Here is a 15,143-nt window from a genome sequence, read left to right as displayed (position 1 = left end):
AGCGTCCTACGCTGGCGTGCGCTCATCCGCGGATACGGCCCTCCCAGCGTTTCTCGGCACCCTGCCGGCTGATCCCGAAGGCCCTGCCGATCTTTTACCAAGAGACGCCCAGTAGTAGTAGGAGGCATCTACTACTACTCCTACTCTTTTCGTGGACGCGTATCGTCCCCAAGGCAAGGCTCTTGGGCGGCGCAAACCGCTCTGCGCCTGGGGGGCGACCCACGAGGAATCCCCGCTACCCAGACCCTCTGGCCTGAGGCCCTACCCCACCCACATGGACGGGGAACCGCGGGCCCCGGGACAGCGCGGTATTGCCGATTAGTAGTAGTAGGAGTAGTTTTGGTACTACTCCTACTACTACTGAGGGTTTTCGAATGAGTTCGAGTGCTAAAGACCGGGTTTTTGCTGCCGCGGAGCAGATCAGCGCCGAGCGGCGCCCGACCGTGTCCACTGTTCGATCTGCTGCGGGCGTTAGTAACGCCGACGCCACCCGCTATCTGAAGGAATGGGCCGAGGAGAAGCAGTCCGCAGGAGGTCAGGTCGCGGCGACCCCGCCGGCCATCCTCGAGCAGGCGGCGCGTCTGGCCGGGGCTGTCTGGGCGGAAGCGTCCACCATTGCGAACGAGCGCCACGCCGCCACCGGCGAGCTCTGGGCCCGGGAGAAAAAGGAGCTGAATGAAGAGGTCGCCGAGCTTGTTGCCGACCTCGACAAAGTGACGGCCGAAAAGGAGTCCGCTGTCTCCGAGCTGGTGGCCAAAATAGAGGAGCTGGAACGCCAGCTAACCACCAATGCCGAGCAGTTAGAGCAGGCCCGCTCAGCCGGCCAGGAAGCAGCGGCCGAAGCTGCGGCAGCAGCAACCCGGGCGGCCGCCGCGCAGGCCCGCGCGGACGCGCTCCAGGAAGCCCATGACGCGCTGCTGCAGCGCATTACCCCCGAGCAGCCTCAGAGTGGCGAAGAACCTGATGCCTGATCTAGCCGGGACCCCTCTGCCAACGGCCGGCAAGTCCTGCAGCCGCCAGCGGTTGGCGGCCTATCGGAGCGGCGCTCGGAAGATTTCCTTGATTTCACGGGCGAGCTCCGAGGACCGGTAGACCGTACAGTTCGGCTACACGGTGGAATTCAGGGTCCGGTCCGACATTTTCGGAGGTCAGCTGCAGGAGGCCGTTGCGGCTGGGGGAGAGGCCTTCGTCAGCCCGTCGGTCCCAGTAGGCCCAGCACCTTCCAGTCAGTGTTTTTGACGGGTAGCTGATACCCAGTGGTTCTGAGCCATCGTCTAACACCGTTCCGCGGATAACGTGCGCGAGCAGGGTTGTCAGATCACGGTCGTCACCGGTGAGGGAGCCGGCCGTGAGGAGCTGCAAGCGTTCGGTCAGCCCCGCCGTGGTTGGTGTGAGGGCTTCAAGGGCGCGGAGGGTGGCCGCGTCGTCTATCTGAACCCACCACCCCTGACCAGGGAGGCGAATTTCGTAAATCGAACGGTCCATTTGCCAGTCCACGGATATGGCCCATGGGACGTCAATCCCGTTCTCCTCGGCCTGGGCCCGGACACTGGCGATGTAGTCCTCGACCGTCCATCCGATGGATTCCGCGGCCTTGGCAACGGACGCGCGCTGCTGCCGGAAGCCAAGCAATACCTCGGCGTAGGCGCACTGGCGGGAGTCGGCGAGATAGATCGTCGAGCCTATGCTGTCGTACCGTCCCCGGGAATCGCTGCCTGCGGCCGTTCCGATAGGCATCGGGCCAACGATGGAATTCTTCCTGACCGACAACGCACCGTAACGGTCCTTCGCCACCCTGAACGAAATCTCGCCGGCAGCCCCAACAAGAGTCAGCCCCGTCAAGTCGCACCGGCGAACCTTGTCGGCCGTGATCATGCGGCGTAAGTGTCATTCACGAACGATTCGGCTGCCCCCAAAACCTCCCGGGAACGCAGCTGCTGAATGTAAAGGACAGGAAGTTCCTCGTCCAGGCGCGGGTTGGCGCCCATCAACCAGGCCAACGCAACATGCTTTCCTTCAGCGAGCTCAAGTGTCTTCCAGACACGATGACCCAGGCGCAGGCGTGACTCGACCTCCGGGCGGGGCTCCGGGCCGTCAGGCTTCGCCCAGCGAAACGGAGACGTGCGGTCCTTCACTCCGGCCATGGTCTGGACAACGGTCGTACCCAGATTCTCATTGAGTTCGCGCACAAGGTCGTGGATATTCATCCGGGTGGTCCCCAGGTGAATGTCATGCCGGGTCGTTGCTTCCATCTCTCCATCATCGCAGGCTTGCAAAAGGAAAGCAACGAAAATGCAACGCTAAACAAGCGGAACTGTGGGCTGGCCAAAGCTGGAGAGGAGACGGGTCGGTACTCCTCAGTGTCCGGTGTTAGCCCCGTTCTGATTGGGCAGCAGGAGTGGTAGGTGTATTCTGAAAATAGCAGTTCACTTGAAGCTTAAAGCAAACTACTGGCATCCCTGCGGATTGGACGTGGGCGTATTCCTCCCATAGGGCCCGTGGTTGGGACATGCAGGGAGACACCCGCGCTCAGTTCTCAGGGTGCTTGCGTTCGACACTCGTTCTTGACCTCCCGTGTCCATGGCGTAGTAGCCCTACGAGCTCAAACACTGCGACAGCAGCAGCACAGGCAGCAGCTGCGAAAGCTGCAATGCGAGAGCCCTCATCTTGGGCGATTGCGCCAACGTAAACACCAATGGCAGCAACTAGCACCCACCCGAACAAGAAGACCTTTTTCAAGAGCAATCCCTCCAAACTCCGGTTCTCGAGCTTGACCACGCGCCGTCATGGGGTGAGCCTAGCGCAGCCTGAAGGTCACAGGTTCGAGAAAGCTCAAGGTCTACTTCGCAGGTTGACGTAGCGTGACCAGGCGTCGCCTGCTGCGTCGGCGTGGAGGAAGGCGATTTGGTGGCCGTATCCGAGGGCGTCGGCGACCAGTGGTGGCGGTGAGGCTAGGAGATGTTCGTCGAGGGCGGTGTTTCGTGCGCCGCGCAGGTCGATACCGAGGCTGCGGAGCCTGTCCATGATGGTGTTCGGGTGAAGAGGCTGGCCGGCTCGTGTTCCGGGAAAGAGCCAAGGGCTTTGGGTATCTGAACCGGTTCTGAGGTTTGGCCGGTTTGCCAGGTGCTCTCGAATGAGTTCCGTGACAGGCTCGGGGGTGGGCACTGGGTGGAGACCTAAGGTGACCCGCATAGCCCCGGTGGTTTCGTTGGTCTCTATGGCGTCGACACGGAGTTTGGCAACCCTGACCAGTGGTTGGGCATAGAGAAGCAGTAGCGCGCCGGCGATTCGGTAGGGCAGGGACTCGCTGGTGCCTGTGAGTAGTTCCCGCAGCCATGCCAAGCGCTGGTCCTGGGTGATCGTTGGCCGTGATTTCGCGGTGTAGTGGCCCATCTCCACCCGGTGGTTTGTGCCGGTGTTCTTGATGAAGACAATGAACGTGCGGATGGCTTTCCTGGTTGTCGGTCCGGTGGCGAGCCAGGTTTCGACGTCTTGCTGGTTGCAGTTCGCGGCAGTCCGCTGGTGGGTATCCCGGAGCCAGGCCAGGAATTTGATAGTTTCGGTGATCTCTTGTTTGGCGGAGTGCACCGGGGCTTGGGCGCTCTTCTCCGGTGTTGTCATGGACCGGATGCGACGGAGGTGATGCCAGGTGGCGAACTGCAGGACGGGCTTAGCAATTTCTTCAGCCAGGTCGCGGAGTTTGTCGTTAATCCAGGTCTCGAACCGGGCCAGATGCGGGTCCTGGTAGGGGAGGAGCCCGTGATGGATGAACAGGGCCCGCAGGTGATTGGCTGGTCGTTCCGCCGACTCAGCTGCCGCGTCGAAGCCTTCGTGCGTCAAGGGAGTCTTTCCGCATGACAGAGAAACAAGAAGGGCTTGGACCTTGGGGGAGCGTTTCCAAGTGATGATGCTCTCAGGCCGGTCCGCCTTGCAGAGGACATCAACGATCTTGCTCACTGTCTCTTGGGCGGCCCCGTGTGTGAGCAGCAGTTCATTGAGGTCGTCCCGGAGGGCGCAGCGGGCGCAGATGCCACGCCGGTAGAACTCGCCTTCCGTGTTGCAGCGGCTGCAGTGGAAGTCATGGAGGATGTCGGCGCAGGGTGCGCAGCGGGGACCCCCGGCGGCCGAGGGCGGTCCGGGCAGCAACCGGTGCTGGCCGCAGTCGGGGCAGGTCCCGTGAGTGCGGGTGGCTGTAGTGAAACAGGGTCCGCAGATTTTTCCTTCAGGCCAGGTGGCTCGTGTCTTGCCGGCGGCCCGGCCGCAGCGTGCGCACGTCGCGGTCCCGGTGGTGCGGGGCCGGCCGCGGCTGGTGTTCCGCGGAGTCAGGCCTTGGGGTTGCTCAGTGGTCATCGTCGATGATGCGTGCCCGTCGTGGTCTGACGGTGCGGTTCAAGTCGACGACGTTGGGGGCGCTGGTGCCGGTTTTCCGGGCTCGAGCGTCGGCGGCTGTGACGGTGATGAGGTCCTCGGGGCCGCAGGAAAAGATGTCGCAGATCGCGGCGATGACCTGCAATGCGACGCGTTCCGGTTTCTGGTTGACGAGCCGGTAGACCTGTGGCCGTGAGAGGGTGATGCCGCGCTCAGCCAGAAGAGGGATGAGGTCGGTGGTGTTGTGAAGTCCCCGGGCTGCCATGAGCTCCGAAAGCCGCCATTTGTATTCGACTTCGCGCCTCACCATTGCCCCCGCAGCTGCACGCCCAGGACTTCGTCCATGGTGCGGTCCAGGGCCGCGCGGAGCGTGGCGTTGCGAAAGTCATCGCTGACAAACTGGTAGATCCCCGTGGTGGAGGCATGTTCGTGGCCCATCTGATGCTGGATTATCTTGAGCCCGTCGGGCTGGTGTGCCTCTGGCCTGCGGTTTTGTGTTGGTGGGTGTGTCCGGGACGTGCATGACGGTGGCATTGGCTGTCCTTCCATTCTCGTGGATCCGTTATGGATTCGGGATGGTCGCGGGGTCTGGTGATGGACTTTGGCGGCGTTGTCCGAGGGCGTGTGCGAGTTGCTGTCGCAGTCGTTGGTTCTCGTCGTTGAGTCGTCTGATTCTGTCGTTGGCCGCTTCTAGTCGTTGCCGTAGCGAGGCCTCGCTTGCCCGCTGTGGCCGGGATTCCGGTGTGGGCTCCGGGGCGGCTTGGTTTTGGCGGAGGCGTTCGATTGCGGCGCGGAGGTCGGGCTGGGTGTAAAGCCAGGACCGGGAGACCCGGGCGTATCTGGCGACGGCGTCGAAAGTGACCGGGCGGCCTTCCGCATGAAGGGTGCGCAGCGCTTGGACGGCTTTGGACCTGGTGAGCGCCGCGCGCTGCTGTGCAGCTTTGACCAGGTGCCGGCTGTTGTCGGAGCGGTTCATCCGGCGGCCTCGTCGGGTGCGGTGTCGTCGAGGGAGTCAATGATGCGGTCCAGGTTGTGCAGTACTGCCTGGTTCATCTCGATGAGCCGGGTCTGTCCGCGGGCTTCGGCGGCGGACAGGATCTGGACGGTCTGGCGGCGCTGCTCTTGGTGCTGGGGGAGGAACTCGGCGGTGGTGACAAACATGGGACAGGTCAGGCAGGCGTTGGCGTGCGGGCAGGACTTCTGAACCGGCAGCCCGCAGAATCCGTTCGGCAGGCTCTGTGTTGCGCGACCGAGGCGTTGTTTGGCCCAGCTGGCTTCGGCGAGTGGTCCTTGCGGGTCAATGGTGATGGTGTCGCCGTTGATGTTGACCTTACGGGCTTCCTCCCAGTGGCGGCGCACGGTTGTGTCGTGCAGCCGGGCGTAGTGGGCGGTCATCTCCGCCGAGGTGTGGTCGAGGAGGACCCGGACAACTTCCTGGGGAACGTCGCGGTTGATCAGTGTTGTCCCGAAGGTGTGGCGCCACTGATGTGGGGTCAGGCGCACCTCTTGTCCGTGTTCGTCGCGGATGTCGCAGCGTTCCAGCCAGTCTTCAAGCTGTCCGCGGTAGGAGTGCGTGGTGAGCGGTTTTGCTCCGTCGGGGTTCATCTTCGGGGCCGGGAACAACCAGTTGCTGCCGTCGGGGAATCGTTCGCGGACGCGTCGCTGCTGATCGAGGATGGCGGCGTGGACTTCCTCATCGAGGGGTACGAGGGCTTCGCGTTTCATCTTCCGGTTCATATAGCGCAGGTAGGGGGCGCCGTCACCGTCACGGACCACGCAGTCGGTAGCGAGGTTGCAGGCGTCCCCGACGCGCAGTCCGCAGCGCATTAGGATCAGGGTGAGTAGCCGGCTGTCGGGGCTGGTCCATTTGCCGAGGTTTTCGGGTTGGTCCAGTTGCGCCATGATGTGATCGGCCAGGGCCCTGGGCAGTCGTTTGGCTGGTCGTGGGAAGTCTTCAGGGTAGAAGTTCGCCGATGCCGGCAGGTCTTTGGCCCAGTCGTGGCGGCGGATCGCGGCGAAGAAGGCGTTCAGGGAGCTGACGTCGCGGCCACGGGAAATTACTGCCCGTTTGTCCCGGGCGAGCTCGGCGAGGAAGCGTTCCAGGATGCCGCGGTCGATGCAGTCCGGGCCGTCGGAGTGGGGGATGGTGCGGGCGAGGAACGCGGCGAATCGGTTCAGGGCGAGGATGTCGACGCGCCCTTGGATGATTTCCCTGCCGCTGGTCAGCCGCCATCGGATGAAGCGTTTTGCCAGGGGGCGCAGCCACGGTTGCGGGATCTTGTCGAAGCGGAGGGTGCCGCGGGTGTCGGTGTAGCCGAGGCGGTGCAGGGCCCAGGCGTCGCGGGAATACTCTGACTCCCAGCCGGTGCCGGCGACGAGGTCTTCGAGCCGGGTGTAGGCAAAGCGCAGGAACGCAAGTTGCCCGTTGTGGCGGTGACTGCGGCCCACCCGGCCGGCGATATAGAACGCTGCCCACTGGTCAAGATTCCAGTCCAGCAGCGAGGTGACGCCGCTGTCGGAGACGAGCCGGATCACGGGCGTCACAACGGAGGAGCGGGTACTGGCCCGGCGTTCATCGTGGCGGCATTGCATGGCGTGCTGGAGCTCAAGCCGCAGCTGGGGACGATCTGCCAGGCATCGGAAATCGAACCGGTCCAGGCCCACGCTTTCGCACCGGGCGACGAACTCGTCGATATCCGGTGCGCCAATGGCGTGCCAGCGGGACTTGTGGTTCAGACACAACGGCGAGTTGCCTTGGGCCCAGAGGTCGCAGAACGCGAGCCTGCATTCGGGCCGCTCGATGACCGGCTCGGGTGAGAGGGTAGCGAGCCACTTAATCACGTCGGTCTCGCTGGAACGACTGAAGAACCCGTGATGGCTGACGCAGAGGCCGCGTCTGGCCGAACCGAAGCGGCACCAGGTGACGGTGCATGCCGCCAAGGGGCCGTCGCCTACGGGTAATGGGCCGGGGCTGGCGAGGAATGACTCCCATTCGGGGCGTCCTTGGTCCAGCCAGCGCTTGTAGTGGCTTTTGCAGAACCCTTTCACCGTACGTTGCCGTTCACACTCGTCGATCCGGCAGGGCTCGGTGTTGAAGACGAGGGAGCCTGGGGCCGGGATCACGATTTCGGGTCTGAATTCGGGCCGGACGGTGGCCATGAGTTTAGCCAACAGACCGCAACCGTCCTCGTTTTCATTCAGTGCGAGGGAGCTCACCAGGTGACCTCTTTTCCGGTCAGCAGCCCTGCCTTTTCGAGGGCGCGGCGGGCGTCCTCAACGGTGAGGTGGCCGTAGACGTCGATGGTGGTTGCGACCGATGCGTGGCCAAGCAGGCTGCTGATCACTTCGATGGGTGTCCCGGCTCGTAGCAAGCGGGTGGCATAGGTGTGGCGGAACCAGTGCGGGTCAAAATCCACTCCAGTGTCCCGGCGCAGCCGCTTCACCAGGTCATAGACTGCCGCGTAGCCCATCGGGCGGCCGCGGGGGCCCGCCCACAGATTCACGAACACGTAGTCGCTGTCCAGATCTCCGTATTCCTCGTGAAGGTAGTCGCCGTAGAGCCGCACGACGTCCGCGCCGATCGGTATCGTGCGCGGCGAAACGGACTTCGCCCGGGCACGGTTGGCGTTCACCCGACGGCGGATCGTCAGCTCGCCCTCGGCGACTGCAATGTCCTCATGCCTTAGTCCGAGTGCTTCGCCGATACGGATTCCCGACTCCCAGAGCAGGACGAACAGGAACCGGTCCCTCAGCCGCGTGCACGCATCCAGCACTGCTTGAGCCGTCGCCGCAGGCAGGACCGTGGGCAACCTCTTCGGCTCACGCAGCTTCACGATCCTGCGCCGCTGCGGCCTGTCCCCGGCAAGGTGAGCAAGGAACGGTCTCCATCCCGTTCTTCGGTACCGGACCGTTTCGAACTCGGTGACAAGGTCGCCCAGCGGGACCCCGTGACGGGAGTGGAACACGTAAAAGCCGCTCACGGCCGCGAGCTTGCGGTTCAACGTGCCCGGCCCGCAGTGATGGGAAGCCGATGGCAGCAGCGTCACGTCAGCGGCGCGCCCGGCAGGCGGAAGCCGCAGCCAAGCGACGAACTCGCCGACGTTCTCCAGCCTCACCTGGCGCCAATCAATGCCGCGGTGGCGAAGAAAGACGAACCAATCCTTGAGATCATGCGCATACGCCTTGAGCGTGTTCGGCGACCTCTCGACGTCGGTCAGGTAAGCCAAAAACCGCTCCACCGGCTCAACGACACCATGATCATCAAGCACAGTCCACGACTCAAGCGGCGAACCGGACACCAAAACTCGTTGAACCTGCATGAACCCTCCCGCGATCCCGTGTGATGGACAGCTTCAGATAAGCACCTCCATCACGCGGAACTGCACGGTTACGGGCCCCGTGCTGCACGTCAAAGACACCCCGGTTCCTGCCCCAGATAAGTTGCACGAATCTAGGATCCCATCCGTCCTCCAACAGGTGCGTCGCATAGCTGCGGCGCAGGGAGTGCAGATCGAGACCCTCCAGCGGCAGGTCCAGCTCGTTCAGGTAGCGCCGGAGCCGACGCAGCAGGGTTGATTCACAGATCAGGCCGCCGCGTTCGCTGGGGAAAAGATCCAGGGTGTCGAGAGTTCCCCGGCCGTTGGCGAGCCAGTCCTCGATGATGCCAGCGCTCCAGTCGAAGACGGTCAGGACGCTGCGAGGTTTGTAGGGGGAACCCTTGCGTGACTTGCCGAACCGGACCTTGCAAACACCTGCTTTTCCGAACCTGCGCGCCTGAGGGTTGGTTGCGAAATCGACGGTTTGCAGGTGACGCAGCTCGTTGAACCTCAGCCCGTACGAGTAGGTGATTTTCAGCATGACGGCGTCCCGATAGGCTGCCTTCCAGCCCTTCTTGCCTGACGCCGCAATGAGCTCGACCTGGTCGTCCGCATGATCGAACAGCATCTGCAACTCGGCCTTGGTAAAGGGCCTCTTCGACGGCTGTCCTTCGTACTCCTGGGTGTGGGTTGCCGTGTTCCAGTCGAAGAAGACCTGGGACGGGTGCGTGCCGAAACGCTGCTCACAGACCCTGTCCCAGCCGTAATCGGGGTTCGAGACGTAGGACGAGAAACGGCGGAGCATTGACTGGTAGCCGCGGACGGTGGAGTGCTTCAGCTGACGGATCGAGCGGAGATCACCGAAGTACTCCTCTACATGCTCCGGCGCCCAGTTCCACGGAAACTCGTTCACATGGTTCACGAACCTGCGGACACTGGCGATTCCCTTGTCGATCGTGTCGAACTGCAGATTCCGGGAGAGCTGCTGGTTGCGCCAGCCGGTGAACATGTCCTCGAGCGTCTGCTCCTCGGGATGCAGCAACGAAACGGCATTCAACTGCAGCACGCGCCCGGACCCGTCAACCGCCACAGTTCGCTCCCAAAGTCGCCCTCAAACCACATTCAATAACTGAATCAATGATTCATTAAATGCATCATCAGCGCAAAACCGCAGGTCAAACGCCCTTCAGGGACGCTCAAGCGCCGACGCTTTGGTCCGCTTGGAGCGGCTTGCGTGACTGCGCATCAGCCGAGCACCGCCTACAAATCCGCGGAATTCGAGGCTCAGGAGCCGAGCCAAGCAACCATAGGGGATCGGGGTGGATTGATTCATCTGATGCAATACGCAGAGTACAGCTTTACATAATCTCCATTATCGGCGTTTGAGTAGGACGAGTAGAAGTAGATTAGAGAACTCGTCTCATCCTGTTTTTTGATGTTTGCGCAGGTCAGTGCGGTGCAATGACCAATTGACGTCGATTGCTGGAAGTCAGCGTTTGCGCGGGACGCCGCGGCACAGTGACGTAGTCTCTCATTAGATGAGAGATTTTTGCGTACAGTTAGCTCAGTGAGTATCGAATCTGGGCGGATTCCGGCCTTTCTGACCAACGCGAATGTCGGGCTGCTGCGTGCCGAGGATCGAGTCTTCGAGGCGATGGTGGATGGCTGGCGTGCACAGATGCTGGCTCGCGGTCTGTCGACGTCGTACATCAAGAGCTCATGCGGGACGATCCAGAAGTTCCAGGAGCACGCGAACGAGTATCCGTGGACGTGGTCGGCGCATCACGTGGATGAATTTCTGGCAGACCGCCGCAGCTCAGAGAAAGGGTTGGCGTTATCAACCCTGAGGACAAACTCCGGGGCCATCAGGGCTTTCTGTTCCTATCTAACGGACGGGCGTTACGGTTGGGCCACGTTCTGTGAGCGGGTCTTCGCGGACATTCCGGTGCAGGTCGTGTTCGAGTGGAACTCGCCACGACACACGACGGACGATGCCCTGCCGGCACGCCGCCGGGCGTTCACCCGGACAGAACTGCAGACGTTCTTCGACGCTGCCGACGACCTGGTCGACACAGAGTTCGCCAAGGGTTCCAAACGCTGGCTGCCAGCATTCAGGGACTCGACGGCGTTCAAGGTGGGCTATGCATACGGGCTGCGGCGGCGCGAACTGGTGATGCTCGAGTACGTCGATTTTGGTCCCAATCCGCACGTCGAGCAGTTCGGCCGCTTCGGGGCACTCCAGGTGCGGTGGGCCAAGGGAACCAAGGGTTCCGGACCCCGACGGCGCACCGTTCTGACGGTTCCCGAGTTCGATTGGGTGGTTGGGCTCCTTGAGCACTGGCTCTCCTCTGACGGCCGGAAACGTTTCCCGACCGCTGACCGGTCCGCTAGCCTGTGGCCTTCGGAGCGCTCTGGTTCCACTGTTTTCCGCAACTTCGACCGGTCTTTTCAGCGGGTGCGGACGATCGCCGGCCTGCCGGAGGAACTGACCCTGCACACCCTGAGGCACTCGTACGTCACTCATCTGATCGAGGCCGGCTACGACCCGCTGTTCATCCAGCTTATCTGGGGCAGGAACCGGGGTGTCTTTGACGTGCAGCACGGGGCCCGTAACCGTGCAGTTCCGCGTGATGGAGGTGCTTATCTGAAGCTGTCCATCACACGGGATCGCGGGAGGGTTCATGCAGGTTCAACGAGTTTTGGTGTCCGGTTCGCCGCTTGAGTCGTGGACTGTGCTTGATGATCATGGTGTCGTTGAGCCGGTGGAGCGGTTTTTGGCTTACCTGACCGACGTCGAGAGGTCGCCGAACACGCTCAAGGCGTATGCGCATGATCTCAAGGATTGGTTCGTCTTTCTTCGCCACCGCGGCATTGATTGGCGCCAGGTGAGGCTGGAGAACGTCGGCGAGTTCGTCGCTTGGCTGCGGCTTCCGCCTGCCGGGCGCGCCGCTGACGTGACGCTGCTGCCATCGGCTTCCCATCACTGCGGGCCGGGCACGTTGAACCGCAAGCTCGCGGCCGTGAGCGGCTTTTACGTGTTCCACTCCCGTCACGGGGTCCCGCTGGGCGACCTTGTCACCGAGTTCGAAACGGTCCGGTACCGAAGAACGGGATGGAGACCGTTCCTTGCTCACCTTGCCGGGGACAGGCCGCAGCGGCGCAGGATCGTGAAGCTGCGTGAGCCGAAGAGGTTGCCCACGGTCCTGCCTGCGGCGACGGCTCAAGCAGTGCTGGATGCGTGCACGCGGCTGAGGGACCGGTTCCTGTTCGTCCTGCTCTGGGAGTCGGGAATCCGTATCGGCGAAGCACTCGGACTAAGGCATGAGGACATTGCAGTCGCCGAGGGCGAGCTGACGATCCGCCGTCGGGTGAACGCCAACCGTGCCCGGGCGAAGTCCGTTTCGCCGCGCACGATACCGATCGGCGCGGACGTCGTGCGGCTCTACGGCGACTACCTTCACGAGGAATACGGAGATCTGGACAGCGACTACGTGTTCGTGAATCTGTGGGCGGGCCCCCGCGGCCGCCCGATGGGCTACGCGGCAGTCTATGACCTGGTGAAGCGGCTGCGCCGGGACACTGGAGTGGATTTTGACCCGCACTGGTTCCGCCACACCTATGCCACCCGCTTGCTACGAGCCGGGACACCCATCGAAGTGATCAGCAGCCTGCTTGGCCACGCATCGGTCGCAACCACCATCGACGTCTACGGCCACCTCACCGTTGAGGACGCCCGCCGCGCCCTCGAAAAGGCAGGGCTGCTGACCGGAAAAGAGGTCACCTGGTGAGCTCCCTCGCACTGAATGAAAACGAGGACGGTTGCGGTCTGTTGGCTAAACTCATGGCCACCGTCCGGCCCGAATTCAGACCCGAAATCGTGATCCCGGCCCCAGGCTCCCTCGTCTTCAACACCGAGCCCTGCCGGATCGACGAGTGTGAACGGCAACGTACGGTGAAAGGGTTCTGCAAAAGCCACTACAAGCGCTGGCTGGACCAAGGACGCCCCGAATGGGAGTCATTCCTCGCCAGCCCCGGCCCATTACCCGTAGGCGACGGCCCCTTGGCGGCATGCACCGTCACCTGGTGCCGCTTCGGTTCGGCCAGACGCGGCCTCTGCGTCAGCCATCACGGGTTCTTCAGTCGTTCCAGCGAGACCGACGTGATTAAGTGGCTCGCTACCCTCTCACCCGAGCCGGTCATCGAGCGGCCCGAATGCAGGCTCGCGTTCTGCGACCTCTGGGCCCAAGGCAACTCGCCGTTGTGTCTGAACCACAAGTCCCGCTGGCACGCCATTGGCGCACCGGATATCGACGAGTTCGTCGCCCGGTGCGAAAGCGTGGGCCTGGACCGGTTCGATTTCCGATGCCTGGCAGATCGTCCCCAGCTGCGGCTTGAGCTCCAGCACGCCATGCAATGCCGCCACGATGAACGCCGGGCCAGTACCCGCTCCTCCGTTGTGACGCCCGTGATCCGGCTCGTCTCCGACAGCGGCGTCACCTCGCTGCTGGACTGGAATCTTGACCAGTGGGCAGCGTTCTATATCGCCGGCCGGGTGGGCCGCAGTCACCGCCACAACGGGCAACTTGCGTTCCTGCGCTTTGCCTACACCCGGCTCGAAGACCTCGTCGCCGGCACCGGCTGGGAGTCAGAGTATTCCCGCGACGCCTGGGCCCTGCACCGCCTCGGCTACACCGACACCCGCGGCACCCTCCGCTTCGACAAGATCCCGCAACCGTGGCTGCGCCCCCTGGCAAAACGCTTCATCCGATGGCGGCTGACCAGCGGCAGGGAAATCATCCAAGGGCGCGTCGACATCCTCGCCCTGAACCGATTCGCCGCGTTCCTCGCCCGCACCATCCCCCACTCCGACGGCCCGGACTGCATCGACCGCGGCATCCTGGAACGCTTCCTCGCCGAGCTCGCCCGGGACAAACGGGCAGTAATTTCCCGTGGCCGCGACGTCAGCTCCCTGAACGCCTTCTTCGCCGCGATCCGCCGCCACGACTGGGCCAAAGACCTGCCGGCATCGGCGAACTTCTACCCTGAAGACTTCCCACGACCAGCCAAACGACTGCCCAGGGCCCTGGCCGATCACATCATGGCGCAACTGGACCAACCCGAAAACCTCGGCAAATGGACCAGCCCCGACAGCCGGCTACTCACCCTGATCCTAATGCGCTGCGGACTGCGCGTCGGGGACGCCTGCAACCTCGCTACCGACTGCGTGGTCCGTGACGGTGACGGCGCCCCCTACCTGCGCTATATGAACCGGAAGATGAAACGCGAAGCCCTCGTACCCCTCGATGAGGAAGTCCACGCCGCCATCCTCGATCAGCAGCGACGCGTCCGCGAACGATTCCCCGACGGCAGCAACTGGTTGTTCCCGGCCCCGAAGATGAACCCCGACGGAGCAAAACCGCTCACCACGCACTCCTACCGCGGACAGCTTGAAGACTGGCTGGAACGCTGCGACATCCGCGACGAACACGGACAAGAGGTGCGCCTGACCCCACATCAGTGGCGCCACACCTTCGGGACAACACTGATCAACCGCGACGTTCCCCAGGAAGTTGTCCGGGTCCTCCTCGACCACACCTCGGCGGAGATGACCGCCCACTACGCCCGGCTGCACGACACAACCGTGCGCCGCCACTGGGAGGAAGCCCGTAAGGTCAACATCAACGGCGACACCATCACCATTGACCCGCAAGGACCACTCGCCGAAGCCAGCTGGGCCAAACAACGCCTCGGTCGCGCAACACAGAGCCTGCCGAACGGATTCTGCGGGCTGCCGGTTCAGAAGTCCTGCCCGCACGCCAACGCCTGCCTGACCTGTCCCATGTTTGTCACCACCGCCGAGTTCCTCCCCCAGCACCAAGAGCAGCGCCGCCAGACCGTCCAGATCCTGTCCGCCGCCGAAGCCCGCGGACAGACCCGGCTCATCGAGATGAACCAGGCAGTACTGCACAACCTGGACCGCATCATTGACTCCCTCGACGACACCGCACCCGACGAGGCCGCCGGATGAACCGCTCCGACAACAGCCGGCACCTGGTCAAAGCTGCACAGCAGCGCGCGGCGCTCACCAGGTCCAAAGCCGTCCAAGCGCTGCGCACCCTTCATGCGGAAGGCCGCCCGGTCACTTTCGACGCCGTCGCCAGATACGCCCGGGTCTCCCGGTCCTGGCTTTACACCCAGCCCGACCTCCGCGCCGCAATCGAACGCCTCCGCCAAAACCAAGCCGCCCCGGAGCCCACACCGGAATCCCGGCCACAGCGGGCAAGCGAGGCCTCGCTACGGCAACGACTAGAAGCGGCCAACGACAGAATCAGACGACTCAACGACGAGAACCAACGACTGCGACAGCAACTCGCACACGCCCTCGGACAACGCCGCCAAAGTCCATCACCAGACCCCGCGACCATCCCGAATCCATAACGGATCCACGAGAATGGAAGG

13 protein-coding genes and 1 pseudogene are annotated in these 15,143 nt (G+C 63.2%); 5 read left to right on the top strand and 9 right to left on the bottom strand.

The genetic code is table 11. The annotated features are described in order from the left end of the window. Positions 1-374 precede the first annotated feature (374 nt). Positions 375-971 carry a DNA-binding protein gene (locus tag JCQ34_RS20665; RefSeq protein ID WP_264963808.1) on the top strand — a complete coding sequence of 199 codons (597 nt, stop codon included), beginning with the start codon at positions 375-377 and terminating at the stop codon, positions 969-971. A gap of 94 nt (positions 972-1,065) precedes the next feature. Here the strand turns inward: JCQ34_RS20665 and JCQ34_RS20660 are convergent, their stop codons facing one another. From JCQ34_RS20660 to JCQ34_RS20620, 9 genes and pseudogenes are all read right to left on the bottom strand, one after another. Continuing rightward, entirely contained in the window at positions 1,066-1,875 is an 810-nt protein-coding gene (locus tag JCQ34_RS20660) for a hypothetical protein (RefSeq protein WP_264963807.1), read from the bottom strand. After that, positions 1,872-2,252, bottom strand: coding sequence for a hypothetical protein (locus tag JCQ34_RS20655; protein ID WP_264963806.1), 381 nt, complete (start codon positions 2,250-2,252; stop codon positions 1,872-1,874). The genes JCQ34_RS20660 and JCQ34_RS20655 overlap by 4 nt, the downstream gene beginning before the upstream one ends. 580 nt (positions 2,253-2,832) lie before the next feature. After that, on the bottom strand, positions 2,833-3,840 hold the full coding sequence (locus tag JCQ34_RS20650) for a recombinase XerD (RefSeq protein WP_350310825.1): 1,008 nt from the start codon (positions 3,838-3,840) through the stop codon (positions 2,833-2,835). A 499-nt stretch (positions 3,841-4,339) separates the two neighbouring features. Next, positions 4,340-4,675: a helix-turn-helix domain-containing protein gene (locus tag JCQ34_RS20645; protein ID WP_041653706.1), complete on the bottom strand. Its 336-nt coding sequence runs from the start codon at positions 4,673-4,675 to the stop codon at positions 4,340-4,342. Further along, positions 4,672-4,824: pseudogene (locus tag JCQ34_RS20640) on the bottom strand (site-specific integrase); the annotation flags it as partial. The gene JCQ34_RS20645 and the pseudogene JCQ34_RS20640, both read right to left, overlap by 4 nt. Before the next feature lie 106 nt (positions 4,825-4,930). Beyond that, positions 4,931-5,344 (bottom strand): DUF6262 family protein, encoded by a 414-nt coding sequence (locus JCQ34_RS20635; RefSeq protein ID WP_016359420.1) that lies wholly within the window; start codon positions 5,342-5,344, stop codon positions 4,931-4,933. Further along, positions 5,341-7,527, bottom strand: a complete 2,187-nt coding sequence (locus JCQ34_RS20630) for a tyrosine-type recombinase/integrase (protein ID WP_051180966.1) — start codon at positions 7,525-7,527, stop codon at positions 5,341-5,343. The genes JCQ34_RS20635 and JCQ34_RS20630 overlap by 4 nt, the downstream gene beginning before the upstream one ends. 53 nt (positions 7,528-7,580) lie before the next feature. After that, a complete protein-coding gene (locus tag JCQ34_RS20625; protein WP_029704790.1) occupies positions 7,581-8,687 on the bottom strand; it encodes a tyrosine-type recombinase/integrase in 1,107 nt (368 codons plus the stop codon). Then, on the bottom strand, positions 8,647-9,774 hold the full coding sequence (locus JCQ34_RS20620; protein WP_286404981.1) for a tyrosine-type recombinase/integrase: 1,128 nt from the start codon (positions 9,772-9,774) through the stop codon (positions 8,647-8,649). Before JCQ34_RS20620 ends, JCQ34_RS20625 begins: the two co-directional genes overlap by 41 nt. Before the next feature lie 477 nt (positions 9,775-10,251). Here JCQ34_RS20620 and JCQ34_RS20615 point away from each other — a divergent pair, with 477 nt between their 5' ends. Genes JCQ34_RS20615 through JCQ34_RS20600 form a run of 4 tightly spaced genes read left to right on the top strand, consistent with a single transcriptional unit; the run spans position 10,252 to position 15,122 of the window. Continuing rightward, complete coding sequence (locus JCQ34_RS20615) at positions 10,252-11,406, top strand: tyrosine-type recombinase/integrase (protein WP_286404980.1); 1,155 nt, start codon at positions 10,252-10,254, stop codon at positions 11,404-11,406. Beyond that, on the top strand, positions 11,366-12,472 hold the full coding sequence (locus JCQ34_RS20610) for a tyrosine-type recombinase/integrase (RefSeq protein WP_029704790.1): 1,107 nt from the start codon (positions 11,366-11,368) through the stop codon (positions 12,470-12,472). Before JCQ34_RS20615 ends, JCQ34_RS20610 begins: the two co-directional genes overlap by 41 nt. Positions 12,473-12,525: 53 nt before the next feature. Continuing rightward, positions 12,526-14,712, top strand: coding sequence for a tyrosine-type recombinase/integrase (locus JCQ34_RS20605; RefSeq protein ID WP_051180966.1), 2,187 nt, complete (start codon positions 12,526-12,528; stop codon positions 14,710-14,712). Next, a complete protein-coding gene (locus JCQ34_RS20600) occupies positions 14,709-15,122 on the top strand; it encodes a DUF6262 family protein (protein ID WP_016359420.1) in 414 nt (137 codons plus the stop codon). The genes JCQ34_RS20605 and JCQ34_RS20600 overlap by 4 nt, the downstream gene beginning before the upstream one ends. The last annotated feature ends 21 nt before the right edge of the window (positions 15,123-15,143 follow it).

Origin of the sequence: Pseudarthrobacter defluvii (assembly GCF_030323865.1) — a bacterium.
Taxonomy (GTDB): Bacteria; Actinomycetota; Actinomycetes; order Actinomycetales; family Micrococcaceae; genus Arthrobacter; species Arthrobacter sedimenti.
Note: the sequence above shows the minus strand (reverse complement) of the source record. Positions and strands in the feature narration are given on the sequence as shown.

What these genes read in the sequence shown, in the direction of transcription:
- JCQ34_RS20630 (WP_051180966.1), bottom strand. Translation starts at nt 7,527, where the DNA reads ATGGCCACCGTCCGGCCCGAATTCAGACCCGAAATCGTGATCCCGGCC.
- JCQ34_RS20655 (WP_264963806.1), bottom strand. Translation starts at nt 2,252, where the DNA reads ATGGAAGCAACGACCCGGCATGACATTCACCTGGGGACCACCCGGATG.
- JCQ34_RS20610 (WP_029704790.1), top strand. Translation starts at nt 11,366, where the DNA reads ATGCAGGTTCAACGAGTTTTGGTGTCCGGTTCGCCGCTTGAGTCGTGG.
- JCQ34_RS20635 (WP_016359420.1), bottom strand. Translation starts at nt 5,344, where the DNA reads ATGAACCGCTCCGACAACAGCCGGCACCTGGTCAAAGCTGCACAGCAG.
- JCQ34_RS20625 (WP_029704790.1), bottom strand. Translation starts at nt 8,687, where the DNA reads ATGCAGGTTCAACGAGTTTTGGTGTCCGGTTCGCCGCTTGAGTCGTGG.
- JCQ34_RS20605 (WP_051180966.1), top strand. Translation starts at nt 12,526, where the DNA reads ATGGCCACCGTCCGGCCCGAATTCAGACCCGAAATCGTGATCCCGGCC.
- JCQ34_RS20660 (WP_264963807.1), bottom strand. Translation starts at nt 1,875, where the DNA reads ATGATCACGGCCGACAAGGTTCGCCGGTGCGACTTGACGGGGCTGACT.
- JCQ34_RS20600 (WP_016359420.1), top strand. Translation starts at nt 14,709, where the DNA reads ATGAACCGCTCCGACAACAGCCGGCACCTGGTCAAAGCTGCACAGCAG.
- JCQ34_RS20665 (WP_264963808.1), top strand. Translation starts at nt 375, where the DNA reads ATGAGTTCGAGTGCTAAAGACCGGGTTTTTGCTGCCGCGGAGCAGATC.